The sequence below is a fragment of the Aliterella atlantica CENA595 genome, assembly GCF_000952155.1.
Classification (GTDB): domain Bacteria; phylum Cyanobacteriota; class Cyanobacteriia; order Cyanobacteriales; family Chroococcidiopsidaceae; genus Aliterella; species Aliterella atlantica.
On the sequence record NZ_JYON01000008.1, the window covers coordinates 107,352 to 125,855 of the forward strand.

At 41.4% G+C, this 18,504-nt stretch carries 18 protein-coding genes and 1 tRNA gene; 10 read left to right on the top strand and 9 right to left on the bottom strand.

The features are described 5' to 3' along the window. From UH38_RS09615 to UH38_RS24755, 4 genes are all read right to left on the bottom strand, one after another. A complete protein-coding gene (locus UH38_RS09615) occupies positions 1–252 on the bottom strand; it encodes a hypothetical protein (RefSeq protein WP_045054433.1) in 252 nt (83 codons plus the stop codon). A gap of 13 nt (positions 253–265) precedes the next feature. Further along, a complete protein-coding gene (locus UH38_RS09620; protein WP_045054434.1) occupies positions 266–1,261 on the bottom strand; it encodes a hypothetical protein in 996 nt (331 codons plus the stop codon). A 146-nt stretch (positions 1,262–1,407) separates the two neighbouring features. After that, a complete protein-coding gene (locus UH38_RS09625) occupies positions 1,408–3,027 on the bottom strand; it encodes a hypothetical protein (protein WP_144405661.1) in 1,620 nt (539 codons plus the stop codon). A gap of 257 nt (positions 3,028–3,284) precedes the next feature. Further along, entirely contained in the window at positions 3,285–6,134 is a 2,850-nt protein-coding gene (locus tag UH38_RS24755; protein ID WP_052672325.1) for a protein kinase domain-containing protein, read from the bottom strand. A 243-nt stretch (positions 6,135–6,377) separates the two neighbouring features. Here UH38_RS24755 and UH38_RS09635 point away from each other — a divergent pair, with 243 nt between their 5' ends. The 4 genes from UH38_RS09635 to grxD all read left to right on the top strand — a co-directional run bounded on the left by UH38_RS09635 (position 6,378) and on the right by grxD (position 8,615). Further along, entirely contained in the window at positions 6,378–7,148 is a 771-nt protein-coding gene (locus UH38_RS09635) for a lysophospholipid acyltransferase family protein (protein WP_235355159.1), read from the top strand. Positions 7,149–7,303: 155 nt separating this feature from the next. Further along, complete coding sequence (locus UH38_RS09640) at positions 7,304–7,939, top strand: hypothetical protein (protein ID WP_144405662.1); 636 nt, start codon at positions 7,304–7,306, stop codon at positions 7,937–7,939. 47 nt (positions 7,940–7,986) lie between these two features. After that, positions 7,987–8,241, top strand: coding sequence for a BolA family protein (locus UH38_RS09645; RefSeq protein ID WP_045054506.1), 255 nt, complete (start codon positions 7,987–7,989; stop codon positions 8,239–8,241). A 50-nt stretch (positions 8,242–8,291) separates the two neighbouring features. Then, a complete protein-coding gene (gene grxD, locus UH38_RS09650; RefSeq protein ID WP_045054436.1) occupies positions 8,292–8,615 on the top strand; it encodes a Grx4 family monothiol glutaredoxin in 324 nt (107 codons plus the stop codon). Between the two features lie 211 nt (positions 8,616–8,826). On the opposite strand, the gene UH38_RS09655 is transcribed toward grxD, so the two are convergent. Next, entirely contained in the window at positions 8,827–9,075 is a 249-nt protein-coding gene (locus UH38_RS09655; protein WP_045054437.1) for a DUF6761 family protein, read from the bottom strand. 474 nt (positions 9,076–9,549) lie between these two features. Between UH38_RS09655 and UH38_RS09660 the strand changes: the two genes are divergently transcribed. The 3 genes from UH38_RS09660 (at position 9,550) to UH38_RS24760 (ending at position 13,256) form a co-directional block, all read left to right on the top strand. Continuing rightward, positions 9,550–10,326 carry a response regulator transcription factor gene (locus UH38_RS09660; RefSeq protein WP_045054438.1) on the top strand — a complete coding sequence of 259 codons (777 nt, stop codon included), beginning with the start codon at positions 9,550–9,552 and terminating at the stop codon, positions 10,324–10,326. Positions 10,327–10,391: 65 nt separating this feature from the next. Beyond that, positions 10,392–11,525, top strand: coding sequence for a Gfo/Idh/MocA family protein (locus UH38_RS09665; RefSeq protein ID WP_045054507.1), 1,134 nt, complete (start codon positions 10,392–10,394; stop codon positions 11,523–11,525). A gap of 87 nt (positions 11,526–11,612) precedes the next feature. Further along, entirely contained in the window at positions 11,613–13,256 is a 1,644-nt protein-coding gene (locus UH38_RS24760; protein ID WP_052672326.1) for a tetratricopeptide repeat protein, read from the top strand. Here the strand turns inward: UH38_RS24760 and dprA are convergent. Then, positions 13,253–14,371 (bottom strand): DNA-processing protein DprA, encoded by a 1,119-nt coding sequence (gene dprA, locus UH38_RS09675; RefSeq protein WP_045054439.1) that lies wholly within the window; start codon positions 14,369–14,371, stop codon positions 13,253–13,255. The two genes, UH38_RS24760 and dprA, sit on opposite strands and share 4 nt — an antisense overlap. Positions 14,372–14,451: 80 nt before the next feature. Further along, complete coding sequence (locus UH38_RS09680; RefSeq protein WP_045054440.1) at positions 14,452–14,706, bottom strand: hypothetical protein; 255 nt, start codon at positions 14,704–14,706, stop codon at positions 14,452–14,454. 45 nt (positions 14,707–14,751) lie between these two features. Between UH38_RS09680 and UH38_RS09685 the strand changes: the two genes are divergently transcribed. Next, complete coding sequence (locus UH38_RS09685; RefSeq protein ID WP_045054441.1) at positions 14,752–15,087, top strand: hypothetical protein; 336 nt, start codon at positions 14,752–14,754, stop codon at positions 15,085–15,087. 40 nt (positions 15,088–15,127) lie between these two features. Here UH38_RS09685 and UH38_RS09690 read toward each other — a convergent pair. Further along, a tRNA-Ser gene (locus UH38_RS09690) sits at positions 15,128–15,214 on the bottom strand. Between the two features lie 51 nt (positions 15,215–15,265). Then, on the bottom strand, positions 15,266–16,192 hold the full coding sequence (locus tag UH38_RS09695) for a TIGR04168 family protein (RefSeq protein WP_045054442.1): 927 nt from the start codon (positions 16,190–16,192) through the stop codon (positions 15,266–15,268). Positions 16,193–16,376: 184 nt separating this feature from the next. On the opposite strand from UH38_RS09695, the gene nadA reads away from it, so the two are divergent. Both nadA and UH38_RS09705 read left to right on the top strand, forming a co-directional pair. Further along, on the top strand, positions 16,377–17,351 hold the full coding sequence (gene nadA / locus UH38_RS09700) for a quinolinate synthase NadA (RefSeq protein WP_045054443.1): 975 nt from the start codon (positions 16,377–16,379) through the stop codon (positions 17,349–17,351). 322 nt (positions 17,352–17,673) lie between these two features. Then, the gene (locus UH38_RS09705) at positions 17,674–18,495 is read left to right on the top strand and encodes an ABC transporter ATP-binding protein (protein ID WP_045054444.1); all 822 of its coding nucleotides are present in this window, start codon (positions 17,674–17,676) and stop codon (positions 18,493–18,495) included. Positions 18,496–18,504: the final 9 nt, after the last annotated feature.

Sequence of the window (18,504 nt, forward strand, 5' to 3'; positions counted from 1 at the left end):
TTAAAACATCCTCATGTTATTGTTTTCTTCAGACTTATGTCGACAATCTCTAGCTGGCAAAATTTGTTTACTCCCAACTAAAACCAGTACCAAAACTACAAGCTGGAGTTGCCAAGGTGCTAAAACTAAACTCAAAATTAGGTTAAAAACTATAGCCAAAATTAGGAGTTCCGCCATATCAGCAACACAATTTTTAAATACATAGCCAGTTACTAAACCAATCGTTAGTGGAATTAGAAAAACCAAGCACATATTTGTTACCTTTTTAAAATATGTCGATCGCATCAAGCACGCTATTGATAGCTTCAACTGCTATTTGGGCAGCAACTAGCTGTGGTAATACTGGACTTAGTGAAGTAGTTACCCCTGAACCCATACTCATCAGCGCAATATTCTCACCAACTTCTGAAATTAGTGCTTCTACAGAATTGTCAATTGCATTGCTATAAGCATCCTGCAATTCGCCTGTAAGAGTTTCTCCCGCGTATTCGCCAGTTGTTTGCAGAATTTCGGTAACTCGTGCTTTCAAATCATCTCCGTGTCCTTCAACTTCACTACCGAAGCTAGTAAATGAGTCGCTAAAATTAACTTCAAAATCGTCAAAGCTAGAGGTAATTTGTTCTGTATGTTCTCCAGTTAGACGATCGCTAAAGTTGCCAAAATGAGTTTCAATATCTGCAGCGTGGGTTTCGCTAATATCGTTATCTAGCTCCTCAAAGCTTGTCTCGGTTTGAGATTGAAATTCTTCAACTTGGCTTTGCAGTTGGGCGATCGCTTCTATCAATTCATCAAAGGTGCTTTGGGTTGTCTCCTTACCTTGTGCTAAAGTTTCTTCTACATTGGCGATCGCTTCTGTCAACTCACTAAAAGATTCTTTTAACTCAGTAAAGCTTCCTTCTAGTTCTGTTTGGCTATTATTAACCTCTGACTCAAAATTACTCTGCGCTGCTTCTACAGCCTGGGAAGCTTCATCTAATTTTGCTTGCAGGTCGTTTATAGCTTGTTGCAGAGTATCAATTTCTGTTGTTGTCTCTTCTTCAACACTATTGAATTCATCTAGGGATGTTTGTAAAGCCTCGGTCAAAGTTTCTAAACTATTACTTAAGCTTTCAGCAGACCCATCTAAAGTTTCAGTTTCAGATTCAAGGTCTGAACACGCTTCTTCCATTTGGTCGCAGGCTTGGTCGAGTATCCCTATAAGCTCGTTTAATTTATCAGCAGCTTCGTCAATATTTTGACCAAACTCCAGAACTTGTGCCATAACTATCAACTGAACTCTTACATTAAATTTATCGGGCTAGTTTTATTGGTTTATGCACTTTACAAGTGCCTAATTATAAAAAAATCAGACGAGCGATCGCCTGAATAATATCTTCCGCAAAAAATACTTAATATATAGAGCAAACTTTAGATCCTCTTGAGTTTTTGCAGGTCGGCTCTTGCTTTATCCAAACCTTTTTGTTGAACGAGCAAGTTTTCTAGATCGCTCTTTATAAAAACCCGATCGGTTTTGAGTTCGCTAAGATGAGCTATGAGATGTTCTCGAAAGCTATCAATAATTCTTCGCAAGCGTTCTTCTTCTGCTTCTAATGCACTAATTAAGTCTTGAGACAACTTTTCTACGCTGATTTTTGCAAAAGACTGGTAGTAATTTTGTAATTCCTTTTTTAGTTTTCTTGCTTCGTCTTCTAACTTTTGCTGGCTATCTTGAGAGTAGTTATAAAATAGTAAAAGAAATAAAAAGCAAAGAGGAATAGCTAATCCAAGAGTTAGTAAAATAGGTTGGTTTTTAAATCCATATAAAGGTTTAAAAATATCTTTCATAAAATCTCTCCTGTTAGAGGAAGACAATCCAGTCATAGTTATAAAAGTCAGTAAGAACATTACTCCCATCCATTGGTTTCTAACCTGCCTAATCAAGTAACTTCCTACAGAAACTTTTTTGTAGTAGCTTTCACAACGAACACCTGCGACTAAATCTTTAAGGCTTTTTTGAAAACAAGTGCGATCGCAATTAGTTTGAAATAGTGAAGCTCTAAATTTAAAGGATGGAATTAAATTTAGTGTGGTGTAAGTTTTCTGAAAAAAATAACTTAATCCTCCCTCTCCATAGGATGTATAAATTTGTTCCCACTGGGCGATCGTCCAAAAACTTAGATTAGAGTAACAAAGATGCATCATATCAATGTTAATATCAGCAGAGTTCTGGGCATTATCTGCCTGAAGTTGAACGTACTTAGCACTTCCTCTTCTAACTACAGACGGTTGGAGATTATCAGTAAAAGATTGAATTTTATATAAAATACTTTTTCTATTAAATCCATCTAGTAACTCCGCTTTTGACTGATTAAATTCCAGCTTAACCTGCCTAAAAAACTTTTCTTTATCTTCATTTACTTGTTTAAGTGCTTGTTCAGCTTGCTCTTTTAAACCCTCTGTAGAATCGCTCTGTCTCAAACTAGATAGTTTTTCTTCTGCTTGTCGGATCTGTTGCTTTAGCAACTCTGCATCCATATCAAAAATACGCTCAATTTGTCCTATCTGAAATAGTGTTTGTGTAGTAATTCTCTTGATAAGAATATCTTCGGGTCTGCGTTTAACTAAGGTTTCTAAAGTTTTACCTAATTTATCGAGGCTGTCCTCTAAATTAGGCTCAATTGTTAGTAACTGAGCATTTGGATAAAAGGGAGACAAAAACACAGGAAATATTTCAATAGACGGCTCAAAATTATAACTTTGCATCCAAGCTTCAACTTCAGATATATTAGCTTGAGTCATCCGATCTAAGTAACTATTATTCGGTACTTCTACCACTACAATCTTTTTAACAGCATAAGTATTACTAGCTTGTTTAATGACCCATTGCTCGTTTTCGGACATCTGCTTCAAATCAACAACTATGCACAAAACATCACAATTTGCCAATTGCTGAAGCTCATTTGACATTGGGGTATTTTGCTCAGGCTGGTTAGGCAGAGTATCAATACAAAATTGGTAAAAATCTTGTAGTGTTTTATAATTGCCCAAGAAGTTATGAAGGGCTTGAGCAGCAACAGAATTGTTACTAAGTATTTGAACTACGAGTTTTCCTTTGCTAAGGGTATTAGATATTTTTTTTAATTCTTGACTAATTGCCGCAAACGTTGCATCTTGGCTAGTTTTGTCACTAATAAACTCCTGAGTTTCTTGAATGCGTTGAGCTAGTTTCTCAGATTTAGTTAGCATGGTTTTGGCGAATAAAGTTTATAAGTTTATGAAGCTCGATTAGCTTTGAAAATGACAAGCTATTCAAGACTATTTGTAGAAGTATTTAACAGTTCTCCGGTATGCAAATTCCAGTTTTTGATTGTATTGGCTGCGACACTAACAAGAGTTTGACCATCAGAACTAATAGCAAGAGACTGAATTTTAGTAGAGTGTCCCTTGAGGGTATTTAATACTTCTCCGGTATGCATATTCCAAATTTTGATTGTGTTATTCGTGCTGATGCCAACAAGCAACTGACCATCAGGACTAATGACCGAGGAATTATTGTTCTTGGCATCGCTAGGAAGTTGAGAATTCTGCGCTGATTGAGAATTTAGAGGTACTTCTAAATCTTGAGCAGCCACATCTACAAAATCTGGCGCTGGTGCTTCTTGCTGGGTAGATTGCTCCTCTTGCTTCTGAGTAAAAGGACGGGTACGGGTTGCCATTGCCTTTGACTCCCACTCAGTTGTGCCATCATCAGGCGTTGCTGTTATCTCCTCTTGCTGCTGCGTAGCAGGAAGTGCTGCTACTTCTACCTCTTGGGCGGGTACATCGGTAGAATCTGATGTTGCTAATTCTTGTGTAGGTAGCTCGACAGGCGTTGTCATTGGCTCCTCTTGCTTCTGAGTAAAAGGACGGGTACGGGTTGCCATTGCCTTTGCCTGCCACTCAGTTGCGGCATCATCAGGCGTTGCTGTTAGTTCCTCTTGCTGCTGCGTAGCAGGAATTGTCACTGTTTCTACCTCTTGTGCAGGTACATCAGCAGAATCGGGTGATGTTGCTAATTCTTGTACAGGTGGAGGAGCAGAAAGTTCTACTTGTTCTTGCTGCTGGGCAAACAAAGCTTCTGTATCTGGTAATAATGGCTCTTTTTGAGTAGACAACTTGGCAGGAGTTGTTATTGGTTCCTCTTGCTTCTGAGTAAAAGGACGGGTACGGGTTGCCACTACCCTTGCCTGCCACTCACTTGCAGGCTCGTCAGACGTTGTTATTGACTCCTCTTGGTTTTCCTCAGAAAGATTAGTAGCAGTTGCAATTACCCTCTCTGGTTGTTCGGTAGATACATGATTAGAAATCTTGTGTTCGTGCTTCTTTGCAGAAGACTTGATGGTAGTGGCGATCGCTTTTAGCACCTTAACTTCAGCAAGCAAAGCTTCAGAAGCCTGATTCAGCCTACGATTCTCCGCAGACAATTTAGCAATAGCGGCTATTTCCTCTAGTTTTTTATCAGAAATCTCTTTAATGCTAGTTAGCTGAGGCTGCTCAACAGGAGTAGCGGCAATGACTTGTCTTTTTCTTGGAAGACTAGAGGGTTGTTCTCTGATTAACTTAATCTGGGGCTGCTCGACAGGAGAATTAGCAGTAGCAGCAACAACTTGTCTATTCCTCGAAAGACTAGAAGGCTGTTCTCTAGCTGACTGCACTCTATTTAAATTGGTGAGTCTACTAGCTGCAACTAATTCATTCATAGCTTGAGTGAGCTTTTCTATTTGAGAGCCACTTAAATTGGAATTATTTGCTGTTGCGCCTCCCTGGTTACGAGCATCTTTTGAGGTGTTATCTGATTTAGAAACACTTGCTGACGCAGGGCTATTTGGTTTAGAAGCATCTCCCATAGGCTTATCTGATAATGTAGAAATTCCAGTAGAGAGAGCTACAGCAGAGGCTAAACCTGTGCTAATTCCCGCCCAAATCCAATTTCTATTTTTGGACTCTATTGCTTGTTCTGATGAATTGATAGTGAAAACTGATTTATGGCTTGGCTCAGAGGTAGGAAGCTGAGACAGCAGGATGGAGGAAGTTGATAATTGTTGAGCAGGAACTTCTATTTGCCTTGGCTCAGAAGCAGGAAGTTGAGATAACAGGATGGAGGGCGTTGATAATTGTTGAGCAGGAGCTTCTACCTGACTAGGTGAATAACTAGAAGAGATTGAAGACTGAAGGCTAGTCAACGGTTGGAGGGCTTCTAGTGCTTCATTAGCTGACTGGTAGCGGTCTTTGAAGTGGTAGGATACCAGTCTGCCGATAAATGAGGCTAGCTCGACACTGACTTTAGCCTCTTGCTGCCAGCAAATCTCATCTGTATCAGGATCTCGCTGAAATTCTGTAGGAATTAATCCCGTTAAGGCTTGAATGCTAATAATGCCGAGTGAGTAAAGGTCGCTGTTGGGACGAGGATTACCCTGTCCTTGCTCGGCTGCTATGTAACCGTGAGTACCGATGGGAATAGTAGCACTCCAATGACCTTGAGGAGTTACAGTTTGAGTTCTAATTTGCTTCACGCTACCAAAGTCAATTAAAACTAATTTGCGATCGCGCTTTCGTTGGATTATATTGTCAGGTTTAAGATCGCGATGGATGACTCCATGAGTATGAATAAATACCAAAAGAGCCAAAACTTCTTGCAGCAGTTGAATGACTTGACTTTCCGACCAACGGCAACCAGGTTGGATGTTAGCGCTAAGTGGTTGACCTTCGATATACTCCTGGAGTAGGTAAAAATTTTGCTCCTCTTCAAAGTAAGCCAATAGCTGCGGAATTTGGTTATGTTGACCGAGCTTCTCCAGAATTTCTGCTTCTGTTTGAAATAAACATTGAGCAGTTCGGATAAAGCTAGGATCGCTACTAGCAGGTTTGAAATGTTTGACAACACAAGTAGGTTTACTTGGTTTATGGATGTCTTGAGCGAGGTAGGTTTGACTGAATCCCCCAGCACCTAAAACTTGCACAACTTGGTAACGCCCGTCTAGCAGCTTACCTAGTAGATTTGTACTTTGTCCTATAGACACTAACTTTGACGGCTGACTACTTTGCTGGCGGCAAAAAGCTTTGAAGTCAGGAAATATTTGCATCTGTCTTGAAGCTTTTGTAGTGCGTGCGTTCATGATAGTAATTTGCTATAGCAAAATGGTACTTTCGAGTGCTTTTACATATCTCATCGGTCTAGCTTCACCTAGTTATGCAGATTTGCGACAATTTATTTCAGCAATGCTAACTGCTCATATTCAAACAACTCAAGCTTGTTAACAGCATGACGCTACTAAAAGTGTCCTTGGTAAGAAGACAGCAATACCTAAAAAAACTTACTTTGGTACTAATCTAGTTATTTCCACGAGCCAGCCGTCATCATGGTGATGCAAATCGACAACGTTTCAGCCCCATCCCTAACTATCCCAAGTGTGAGTCAAGAAGATGCTGTGCCGCCACCTCCTACTGGTGATGTAACTTCAAAAGTTTCGCCTTGGTTGGCTCCTATGGCGTATTTTTTAGGTCTGCGGGTTGTTTTGCCGCTTTACTTTGGCAAAATTACTGCGAGCGGGCAAGAAAATTTACCTACTACGGGACCTGTAATTCTTGCTCCTACTCATCGCTCGCGCTGGGATGCGATCGTTATTCCTGCCGTTACAGGGCGCGGGGTAACAGGACGCGATTTGAGGTTTATGGTGTCGGAAAATGAAGCTTCAGGGCTTCAGGGCTGGTTTGTGCGCCGCTTGGGGGGTTTTCCTGTAAATACCGATCGCCCGTCGATTAGCACGCTTAGGCATGGTGTTGATGTATTACTCCAAAGGGAAATGCTAGTTATTTTTCCTGAAGGCAATATTTTCCGCGATGGTTCCTTGCACCCCCTCAAACCAGGATTAGCTCGTTTGGCTTTGAGCGCAGAATCTACTCATCCAGGCTTAAATGTCAAAATTGTTCCGATTGGGCTGAGTTACAGTCAAAGCTTTCCCCAACAAGGTTGCGATGTATGCATTCAAATTGGCGCTCCTATAAATGCTATTGACTACAATCAAGGTTCTATCAAACAAAACGCCAAACAACTGACAAATGATTTGGCAACTGTGCTAGAAAGTCTCAGCACAAATTGCGTTAATCGCTCCCAAAAAGCAGAAAATTAAGAGACTTTCTTACAAGTGCTGGAACTAATTACAGCTAGTTTAAGTCTACGTCCCATGAACTTTGGCAAGTTAAACGATTTGGTAAAAAGACCAATCAAAGGTAAGATACCCGAAGTTTCAATTGGTTCGATGTTGCCCAAGTACCTAGTCACGCCATGATATCTGCTGGAAATATTCGCACTTTCTCTCACCCTGTCTATTTTGCTTTGCTATCGGCAGCATTAGTTTTGACGACGCTATTACCAGCTAATGCTCAGACTCCACAGCAACCGGAATCTAGTCAAGCACAACCTTTAGATTCTACAAATCCTAATGTCGCTAGTCCAGAAGCACAAAATAATAGCTTATTAAGCGTGCAAGGAGGGCAACGGTTAATGAGCGAGGCTAGTAGTGCTATTTCTGCCCAAAATTACACTCTAGCTGCCAAGAAACTCCAAGATGCTCGTCAGGTATTTAATCAAGTATCCAATTTCTATCAAGAACTAGGCACTAGCTTTTCAGGAATTGACAATCGCCTCGCCGATACTCAACGCAAAAAGGCGCTAGAAACAGCCCAGTTGCGCGACGATGCTACATATCAACTAGCTTTGGTCCATAGAGCGCAAAACAAACCAGAATTGGCTGTGCCTTTGCTCGTGCAAGTTATCCGCAGTCAAAACCCTACGCGCGAATTAGGCAAAAAAGCTTACCAACAATTATTGGAATTGGGCTTTGTCGATGCGCCTCTGCCTAGATCCGGTGGCGCTAGTAGTTCGGGTAGCAACCGCCCTTCAACTTCTCAGCAGAAGTAGTTAAAGTAGAAAAGAGTTGAAACAAAGTGCGATTGTTAGGAGTTGGCATGATTAGTCCCCAGCAGGTTGAGGAAATGATTAAGGTACAAATGCCCGACGCTCAAGTTCAAGTTCTGGACTTGACTGGCGGCGGCGATCACTATCAAGTGACAGTTGTATCGTCTCAATTTGAAGGAAAGGGACTGGTACAGCAACATCAGCTGATTTATGGTGCGTTGCGCCAAGCAATGTCTTCAGAAGCCATTCATGCTTTGGCGCTAAAAACTTATACTCCCCAAGCTTGGCAGTTAGTAACTCAATAAGCGCGATCGCTCTTTAAAATAATTATTGCTCTTAAGAAAAACCCAAACCTATGACTCCAGAATTACAAGCAAGAATTGACGATCTAGTTCAGCAAAACAAGATTATGGTCTTCATGAAGGGCAGTAAACTCATGCCTCAGTGCGGGTTCTCCAACAATGTAGTCCAAATATTGAATACTCTAGGAGTACCGTTCGAGACAGTTGATATTCTCGCCGATCCTGAACTGCGTCAAGGAATCAAAGAATACTCCAATTGGCCCACAATTCCCCAAGTTTACCTTAACGGCGAATTTCTTGGTGGCTCGGACATTTTGATTGAAATGTACCAAAAAGGCGAACTGCAGCAAATGGTAGAAGTCGCTTTAGCATCTTAAGGCTTTTATTGACCAGTTAACAAATTTGTTTTGGTAGAAGCCCCTTAATTTACTAATGGTTAAGAACCAAATATTTTCGCGATCGAATCCCCTTTCTTTCATTGATGGGTATTAACTGGTCACTGGTCACTGGTCACTGGTCACTGTTAATCCAAAGCCCCCGCTCTCAAATAATTGAGATTGAGGGGATTTTTTATGCAAAAATAAGCTGTTAGTAATAATCTGCTTCTGCTTGTGGCTGCGGCGTTTCAAAATTAAAAGGATCGTAAAGGAAACGAATTGCCTCTTCTTCTAAGCGATGAATTAAGTATGGTTCCATTGCTTGACTGTGTCGTAAACCAGCTAAGTATCCATCTAAGAAAAGACGTAAATCATCTGAGCGATGACCTCTTTGCCACATTTCAACTAAGGCATCGGTTAATCTCTGGTAGTAGCGGATGGTTTGAGTATCTTGCAGCATAATCAAAATTGAAAATAAATAATAATTTGTATTGCATGGTTACAAGGAGCAATTTATTTGACATTTATGCCGTTTTTTGCTTTGATTTTGTAACTAAGAACAAAATTTGGAAAGCTACACTGACTCCTACTCAATAACTACTGATAATGTGTCTGCTAGTTCGATAATTAAAGTGTAAACTATCCTAAACGAATTTCCTAAACTTAGGCAAGTTGAAAAAATTAGGCGATCGCACTTCAACATAAGACAATTGTACTCAATCAAATTGCTCAAAAGAATGTATCTATTGGGCTAGTGTTTCGCTCTACAAAGGATTTCACTATTATTCGTAAGTAAGATTTTCACTTAATTGCCAATTTATTTAGTAATTTTTGCCTGATTTGCATAGATATCGGCAGCAAGTAGCTATAGTTACAAAACCCAAACGCAGGCTTTGATAACTTGACAAGTGACGCATAAGGATAATTGAGTACAGTGGGTTTGGTGGCAATCGAAATCGTTGAAGGTAATCCTCATCTTAGGTCGCTCTTAAGTTGGCATTTGCAACAAGTGGGCTATCGGATGTATCAAGCAGCCAGTTTGACCCAAGCTAGAGATGTATTTTTGAGCCAGCAGCCAACGCTAGTAATTCTCGATTCTGAATTGCCTGATGGTAATGGCATTGAGTTTTGTCGCTGGTTGCAGTTGCAGCAGCAACCGCTAGTATTGATGCTATCTGCACGCAATACCGAAGCTGATGTAGTTGCAGGCTTACAAGCAGGCGCGGACGATTATTTAACTAAGCCGTTCGGGATGCAAGAATTTATGGCAAGAGTCGAGGCTTTACTGCGCCGCAAACGTACTCCTGTAGCGCCAGCTTACCTAGACTATGGCTTATTACAAATTGACTTAGTACAGCGCCGCGTCCGTTTTCAAGGAGAATTTATCGATTTAACGCCACAAGAATTTAGTTTACTGTATGTTTTAGCCCAAGCTGGCGGTGAAGCTTTGAGTCGCTCCGAATTACTCCGTCGCGCGTGGCCCGATGCTATCGACAATCCCCGCACAATTGACACTCACGTATTATCGTTACGCAAAAAAGTTGAAAATGATGCCAGACAGCCTAGTTTAATCCAAACTGTCCGCAATGTCGGTTATCGCTTCAATATGGAAATAATCGATAATGCGCCCGTAAACTACGAAAATCGGCAGCAGATGCAAGCTGTAGAGTACAAAACCCTTCAGCCTGCAGCAGTAAGAAATCAAATTTAGGCTAGTTGCATTTTTGGCAACTTAGCGGTTCAAAATATAGATTGCACTCGCATTCTAGTCAATCTATGGTATCTTTTTTGGAACCAGCAACCCAGGCAAAAATTAATGTAGCAGTAGTAGGTACGGGATTTGGGCAAAAAGTTCACATTCCTGGCTTACAAGCAAACCCTCGCACTGAAGTAGTTGCAGTTTATCACCGCGATTTAGATAAAGCTAAAGAAATCGCCCAATCTCACCATATTCCCCAAGCTTGCACTTCAATAGAAGAAATTGTTGCCTTACCTCAAGTGCAAGCAGTCAGCATCTCTACGCCGCCATTTTTACACTACGAGATGGCAAAAATAGCCTTGCAAGCAGGGAAAAATATATTACTAGAAAAGCCTACAGCCCTATCAGCATCAGAAGCATTAGATTTGTACCAGCTTGCCTTAGCTAACAACGTTGTTGCTACAGTAGACTTTGAATTTCGCTTTGTACCAGCATGGCAGCATTTAGCAGAACTATTAGCCCAAAATTATATAGGGCAAATCCGCTTAATCAAGATAGATTGGTTGGTTTCTAGTCGCGCTGATGCAACAAAACCCTGGAACTGGTATGCGCGAAAAGATAGAGGTGGCGGTGCTTTGGGGGCGTTGGGTTCCCATACTTTTGATTACATCCATTGGTTGTTTGGTGCTGTTAGGCGATTGTCAGCGCAGTTGAGTACAGCCGTTGCTGTACGCCCCGATGCGATTAGCGGCGAGATGAAGAGCGTAGATGCTGACGATAGCTGTATGCTGATGCTAGAACTAGCTAATGGCACACCTTGCAATGTATGTATCAGCGCTTGTACTTATCAAGGGCGCGGGCATTGGATAGAAATATATGGCGATCGCGGTACGTTAGTATTGGGTAGCAACAATCAAAAAGATTACGTTCACGGTTTTCATCTTTGGGCAAGTCTTGACGGACAACCTCTAACTGAAATTGAAATTCCCAAAAGGCTTGCTTTTGAGCAAACTTATACAGATGGCAGAATTGCCCCATTTATTAGGGTAGTAGATAATTGGGTTGCAGGCATTGAACGCGGTACAGCAATAACTCCAGCCCTAAAAGAAGGCGTTTATTCTCAGCTATTAATGGATTTATCTCATCAATCCCACGCAAGACGTTGTTGGGTAGATGTGCCAGAATTAGAGAACTTTCTGCTTGGTAGTTAGGAGCATTTAGACAATCCTTTTGGATATTATATAAATTACATCTATCTGCAAGAACTCCCAAATAAGTCCAATTAGGAGCAAGTCATTGTGTTGCAGGTTGCAGTCTTTGTATGCGTTGGCTGGGTTTTATCAGTTTGCCTGCATGAGTTTGGTCATGCCATAGTTGCCTATTGGGGTGGCGATACTTCTGTCAAAGATAAAGGCTATCTGACACTTAACCCGCTTAAATATACAGATATTAACCTGAGTTTGATTTTACCCCTATTTTTTCTGCTGATTGGTGGTATTCCCTTGCCAGGAGCAGCAGTATATATCAATCATCACCGTCTTCGCAATCGCTGGTGGCAAAGTGCCGTTTCTGCGGCAGGACCAATTTCTAGCGCAATTGTAACAGTATTCTTGGCAATTATCTTTAGATTGCTGTCATTATCTGCAAATAGCGAAACTAATTGGCTTTTACCTGCTTTAGCTTTATTAATTTTTTTAGAAATATACGTAATTATTATCAATTCCCTGCCAATTCCTTCCTTAGATGGTTATGGCGCGATCGCACCTTGGTTGCCGGACGAATTGCAAGTAAAGTTAAATAAAATTAGCGGTCCGGCACTAATTGTTCTATTTATGGTGCTATGGTACGTACAGCCTTTAAATAGGTTTTTATCCTCCTTAGCTTTTGCGATCGCTCAAAGTTTAGGTGTTTCCGATTTACTAATCGCCCAGGGTTTTAGTTTATTTAATAGCTTTTCAGGAATTTTGCTTTTGGTAGGCGTTGGGCTGGCTTTACTATTACGCAGGCTAATGCGTAAACCCTACGAGCGCTGGTATGAAAATGGCAATGCTTTAGCTAAAGCGAAAAAATATGAAAAAGCGATCGCCGCTTACGACCAAGCAATTAAACTTAAATCTGACTACTACGAAGCCTGGAAAAGCCGTTCTGATGCATTAAATCGCTTACAACGCTACGAAGAAGCACTTGCTAGCTACGAACGAGCAATTGAGATTTCTGCTGATGCTTTTGAAGCTTGGTACAGTAAAGGCTGGACATTAATTGAGTTAGACAGATATGCGGATGCTTATGCTAGTTACGAAAAAGCAGCGCAAATTAGACCAGACGATTATACAGTGTGGTATAGCCAAGGAATTGCTTTAGAAGAACTGCAAAGATACGAAGAAGCAATAGATGCATACGATCGAGCTTTAAAAATTCAACCCGCCTTCGATCTTGCCTGGTATGCTTGGTACGGGAGAAGCTTTGCTCTACATAATTTGTATCGCTATGAAAAAGCGGCAATTTCTTACGAAAAAGTAACTAAGTTAAAACCAGATTATTACTTAGCTTGGTTGAATAGAGGCATTGTATTAGACAATTTAGAACGATATGAAGAAGCATTAAATTGCTACGATAAAGCGATCAAAATTGAAGCAAATAACTACTCTAACTGGTTTTATAAAGGCTACACTTTATGCAAAATCCAAGAGTATGAAAAAGCGATCGCCTGCTTCGATCGAGCGCTTGAAATTTACCCCGAACACGCTGTTGCTTGGTACAATAAGGCTTGTTGTTATGCCGAACAAAATAATGCCGAGCTAGCAATTGAGAATTTAAAGCAAGTGTTAGTTTTTGATACAGGCGATCTTATGCATGATGCAAAAGTTGATTCCAGTTTTGATTTAATCCGTAAAGATCCTCGATTTCAAGAAATAGTAAATACCGATATAGATAGCATTTAAGCTTTTTGATAGCGCATTCCTGGTAATTGCATCACTAAGCCTGTAAGTTCTAACTGCAATAAAGCACTAGAAACCGCACCCGCAGACATATTAGTTTGTTGAACGATCGCATCAAAGGGCATGGATTCTAAAGCGATCGCATTCCATACTTGTTGAAGTTCTGGCGCTAAATCTGGGCTAGGTAATAACTCCAATTGCTGGGATGATGGAGTAGCATCAAGTTGAGGCATAGCACCAAGCATCTCTAACAAATGCTCTACTCCTAAAATTACCCCTGCACCATTGTTAATTAAAGCCAAACAACCCTGCGATCGCTCGTTATCTAACGATCCAGGTAAAACGTACACATCCCGACAAAAATCATTAGCAAACCTAGCAGTAATTAAAGCACCAGATTTCACAGGCGCTTCCATAACTATTACCGCTCGACTCATTCCTGCAATAATTCGGTTACGTTGAGGAAAATGCGGACGATCTGGCGGTGTTTTGGCTGGATACTCGCTTATTACTAAACCTTGCTGCAAAATTTGCTGGTACAGTTCTCTGTTGCGTGGCGGATAGACAACATCTACACCTGTTCCCAAAACTGCGATCGTTCTTCCTCCTGCTTCTAAGCAAGCGTGATGTGCTTCAGTATCAATACCCTCAGCCATTCCCGAAACAACTGTAAAGCCATTTTTAGCCAAAGCTGTACTAATTTTGCGCGTCCATCGTTTGCCGTATTCTGAAGGGTGGCGAGTACCGACAATGCCAATTGAGGGAGTAAAGCCTAGATTTTCTTGGATGTCTACTTTGCCCCGATAATACAACACTGGGGGAGGACTAGCCGTTTCTAACAGCAAGCGGGGATAAATATCGGTTTGGTTGGGAGTCCAAAAACTAGGATTTTGCTGTTGGTGTTGTTGCAGAAAAGTTTCTGGATGAATGCGCGATCGCTCTTTTACTACTTTATCGACTACTTGCAGCCCCATACCTTCTACTGCTAATAACGACGTGCGATCGGCACTCCAAGCAGCAGCTAGCGTGCCAAATTGCTGTTGCAAGCGCCGCAGCAAAATTGGTCCAATACCGTTAATTTGCGACCATGCTAACCAAAAAGCTCTCTCTTCTGCCAATTTACCCTCGAAATATGCGATCGCAGTTAGGAAAACGCCCAGTCTAGCACTGTTATTCTTAATTTCTGAGAATTTATTGATTACTTAGCAATTTTTTGTTCTACTTGTTGCAATCTACTAGCTATATCGGCAATTTCTGCTTTAAGTTGATTCATTTTTCTATTGACGCGATCGCTTCTATCAGGGGTGGGATTACCAAAGCACTGTCTTAGCAGCAAGTTTATCGCCATAGAATCGCTGCGGATATTTTCTTTTTCCTTAAACTCTACTAATTGCTGGTAAAGGTCTAAAGGCATATAAACGCTAACTGCTTTTTGCTCGTCAGATTTAGGCATTAGTACAGTATATTATTAGGTAAGTACATTATAAAGCACATTACGATGAATAACGACGACGAAGATTATGAGACTCGTCTTGCTCGTATAGAGCTTTTGGTAGAGTCAAACGCAAAAGCTATTGCAGCTAACAGTGCTGGAATTGCAGAAAATCGTCAATCAATTGCAGCAACTAATCAGTCAATCAACGATCTAGCAGAAGCAGCAGGCAGAACACTAGCTGGAATAGAACGTTTACGCGATATAGTAGATGATAATCGGGCTGATTATGAAGATTATAAAATTCGTAACGATGCCACCATTGCTAGTATAAATGCGGCAGTAGAGCGGTTAGACGCAATCTTGAACCAGTTACTTAGAAACAGGGGAGATAATAGCTAATAAGTGCGATCGCCCATGAATTACGTAAGGCTTAAAACAACGGAGAGGAGAGGATTTGAACCTCCGGTCGCCTTGCAGCGACTTCCGATTTCAAGTCGGACGCGATAGACCACTCTGCCACCTCTCCAAGCAATCCGCCAGTGGGTCATCAACTGACAGATAACTATTGTATCTCAATTTAGGCAGGCTGCACTACTTGATTGGCGCTTTGATAGATAATTTCTTCAGATACAACTGCAAAATCTTGTCCTACCCAAACCAAAGAAACTTGGGAAACTAAACCAGCTTGCAAAGATACTATAGAAAAGTTGCGCCAGCGCTCTTGGTTATTTTGAATAATTCTCGGCACGCGAGCCGCATTTAAATACACCGTACCATCAGAGGCAAAAATTGCTTTTCTTAAATACTGTTTGGTATGTCGCAAGCTGTGGTGCATATGCCCAAAGGTAACTAAGGGAATTGTTTTACCAAACGATCGCGCAGATGCGATCGCCTCAGCCAAATCTGGATCGCCATAATCCCCGCCAATCGGCTGCCAATCTTTACCGCAAGGATCTTCAGGGCGATCGCCTAAACCTACTGGTCCATTATGCCCTAAGAAAATTACTGTTTCACAAGCTGCGCTTTTGGTTGCTGCAATCATCTTTGCTGCACTTTCCGCAAAACTTGTCACGCCAAATCGCTCTTTGTAAAATTCGGCATTTTTCCAAACATTTCCACCCCAGCTAAATGGACGACTGCCAATTACAGTTAAATCTAAGGCGGGAAAATCGAGCTTGCCATAACCGACATGAGTTTCTGCTAATAAATCGATTTGATCTTGTACCCAATCTTCTTTCGTGCGATCGTAAGGGCATTTTTGCTTACCCCAGTCAGACGCGCTATACCAGGCATCGTGATTGCCAAATACACAAGCTTTGGGCAAATCCACCGCTGCGATCGCTCTAACTACATTTACCGACTCATTGCCAAAATCGCCGACAAATAAGACTAAATCAATTCCTAGTTGCTGCAAGGCGATCGCGTCGTCAGCTTCCCATTGATCGTGAATATCTCCTACGACAGCGATTTTGATTATTTGTTCGTTTTTTCTCTGACTGGTCATCCCGTATTCCTTACCTGTCTTTCTTTAGGATAGGAAACCCCAAGCTATTTTGACCAGAAACAGTTAACTAATTTGGCTATCTACTCGCCAAAACCAAATTAGGTAATTACCACCCTCTTAATTTTAGTGAAAAATACTATAATTCAAAATGTAACCTGTTTCCATCTCAAGCAAATAAAAATTTGTGTTTACAACTGCACTTACCAAACGCCATCTCACGCCGCCAAATGAATTACCGCTAAATCTATTTGAGGCGATCGCCTTCCTTAAACAAGAATTAAATGCTGTAATCTTGGCTCATTACTACCAAGAACCAGATATTCAAGATGTAGCCGATTATATTGGCGACTCATTAGGGCTTTCTAGGCAAGCTGCTAGCACCAATGCGGATGTTATCGTGTTTGCTGGGGTGCATTTTATGGCAGAAACGGCAAAAATCCTTAACCCCGAAAAATTGGTACTTCTACCCGATTTGGCAGCAGGTTGTTCTTTGGCTGATAGTTGTCCGCCACAAGAATTTGCAGCTTTTAAAGCCGCGCATCCAGAGCATTTAGTCATTTCCTACATCAACTGCACTGCTGAAATTAAGGCGATGAGCGATATTATTTGCACAAGCTCCAACGCAGTGCAGATTGTCAAGCAGATTCCCGCAGAGCAACCGATTATTTTTGCTCCCGATCGCAATTTAGGGCGCTACGTGATGGAACAAACAGGGCGCGATTTATTATTGTGGCAAGGTAGTTGTATCGTTCACGAAACCTTTAGCGAAAAGAAGATCGTGCAGCTAAAAATGGCGCATCCAAAAGCAGAAGCGATCGCTCATCCTGAATGCGAAACCAGCGTACTACGCCACGCCGACTATATTGGTTCGACGACTGCGTTGCTCAACCACTGCAAAAAATCCTCTGCTAGCACATTTATAGTAGCCACAGAGCCAGGTATTATCCACCAAATGCAAAAAGACGCTCCACATAAGCAATTTATCCCTGCGCCGCCCACAGCTAACTGTGCTTGCAACGAGTGTCCCTATATGCGGTTGAATACTTTAGAGAAACTTTACTGGGCGATGAAAAATCGTACTCCAGAAATAACTATGTCTGAAGAAATTCGACTAGCAGCGCTGCGTCCGATGCAAAGAATGCTAGAAATGAGTGCGTAGGCAAAAGAGCGATCGCACTGCTGGAAATTATTTAGTGTATGGCTTGTAGTTGCTTTGTGCAGGAGAATTTTGCTCCAAGTTATCGAATTTAATATTTCTATTAATTAAGGCTGGTAGGTTCGTTTGCCAGCTTTTTTACTAGCACAAGTTTTAATTACTGGAGAAAATCTACTTTTAGGCAGGAAAGTAGCTTGTCCGTTTTACTCTAAGCCAAAATTGTAGGTAATATCAAGTCCTGGTAGGTTGCAATCTTCAGCTACCGCTTACTCACAAGGACAACCGTATTGATGCAGTTAAGTAAATGGACTTGAAGTAAAGACAAATGCAAAAATTAGATGCCACTGAGACTCTAGAACCTACGACAAGTCAACCAATAATTGAATTAAGAGGCGTTAGTAAGAAATTTGGCAACAATGTAGTTTTAGATAATGTAGATTTGAAAATTCACCAAGGAGAGGCATTAGCAATTATTGGTCCTTCGGGAACGGGAAAATCTACAATCTTGCGGATTATTGCTGGATTATTAGCGGCTGATGCTGGCGAAATCTACGTTCAAGGTCAGCGCAGACAAGGTTTAATCGAGGATGCTAGCGATCCAATTGGGATTGGCATGGTATTTCAGCAAGCAGCTTTGTTTGACTCGCTGACAGTCGAGGAAAACGTGGGATTTTCGTTGTTCCAACATTCTAGATTGAAGCGATCGCAAATCCGTAAGATCGTACATCAAAATCTAGAGATGGTAGGCTTGGGTAGAGTTGGCGATCGCTACCCTGCCGAACTTTCGGGTGGAATGCGCAAACGAGTTAGCTTTGCTCGCGCCATTACCGCACACCCCCACAAGCCCAAAGAGGCAGCAGAAGTATTACTATACGATGAACCAACCGCAGGGTTAGACCCAATTGCTTCTACAGTCATAGAAGACTTAATTCGTCAGTTGCAATGTATGCAAGGAGTGTGCAGTACGTATATAATCGTGACTCACCAAGATAGCACTATCCGTCGCACCGCAGACCGGATTATATTTCTATATCAAGGTAAAGTGCAGTGGGAGGGAACAGTCAGCGAAACTCAAACTACAGACCACCCATTAATTAGACAATTTTTCAGTGGCAGTATAGAAGGACCAATTCAAGTAATTGGTTGAATTAGAGGT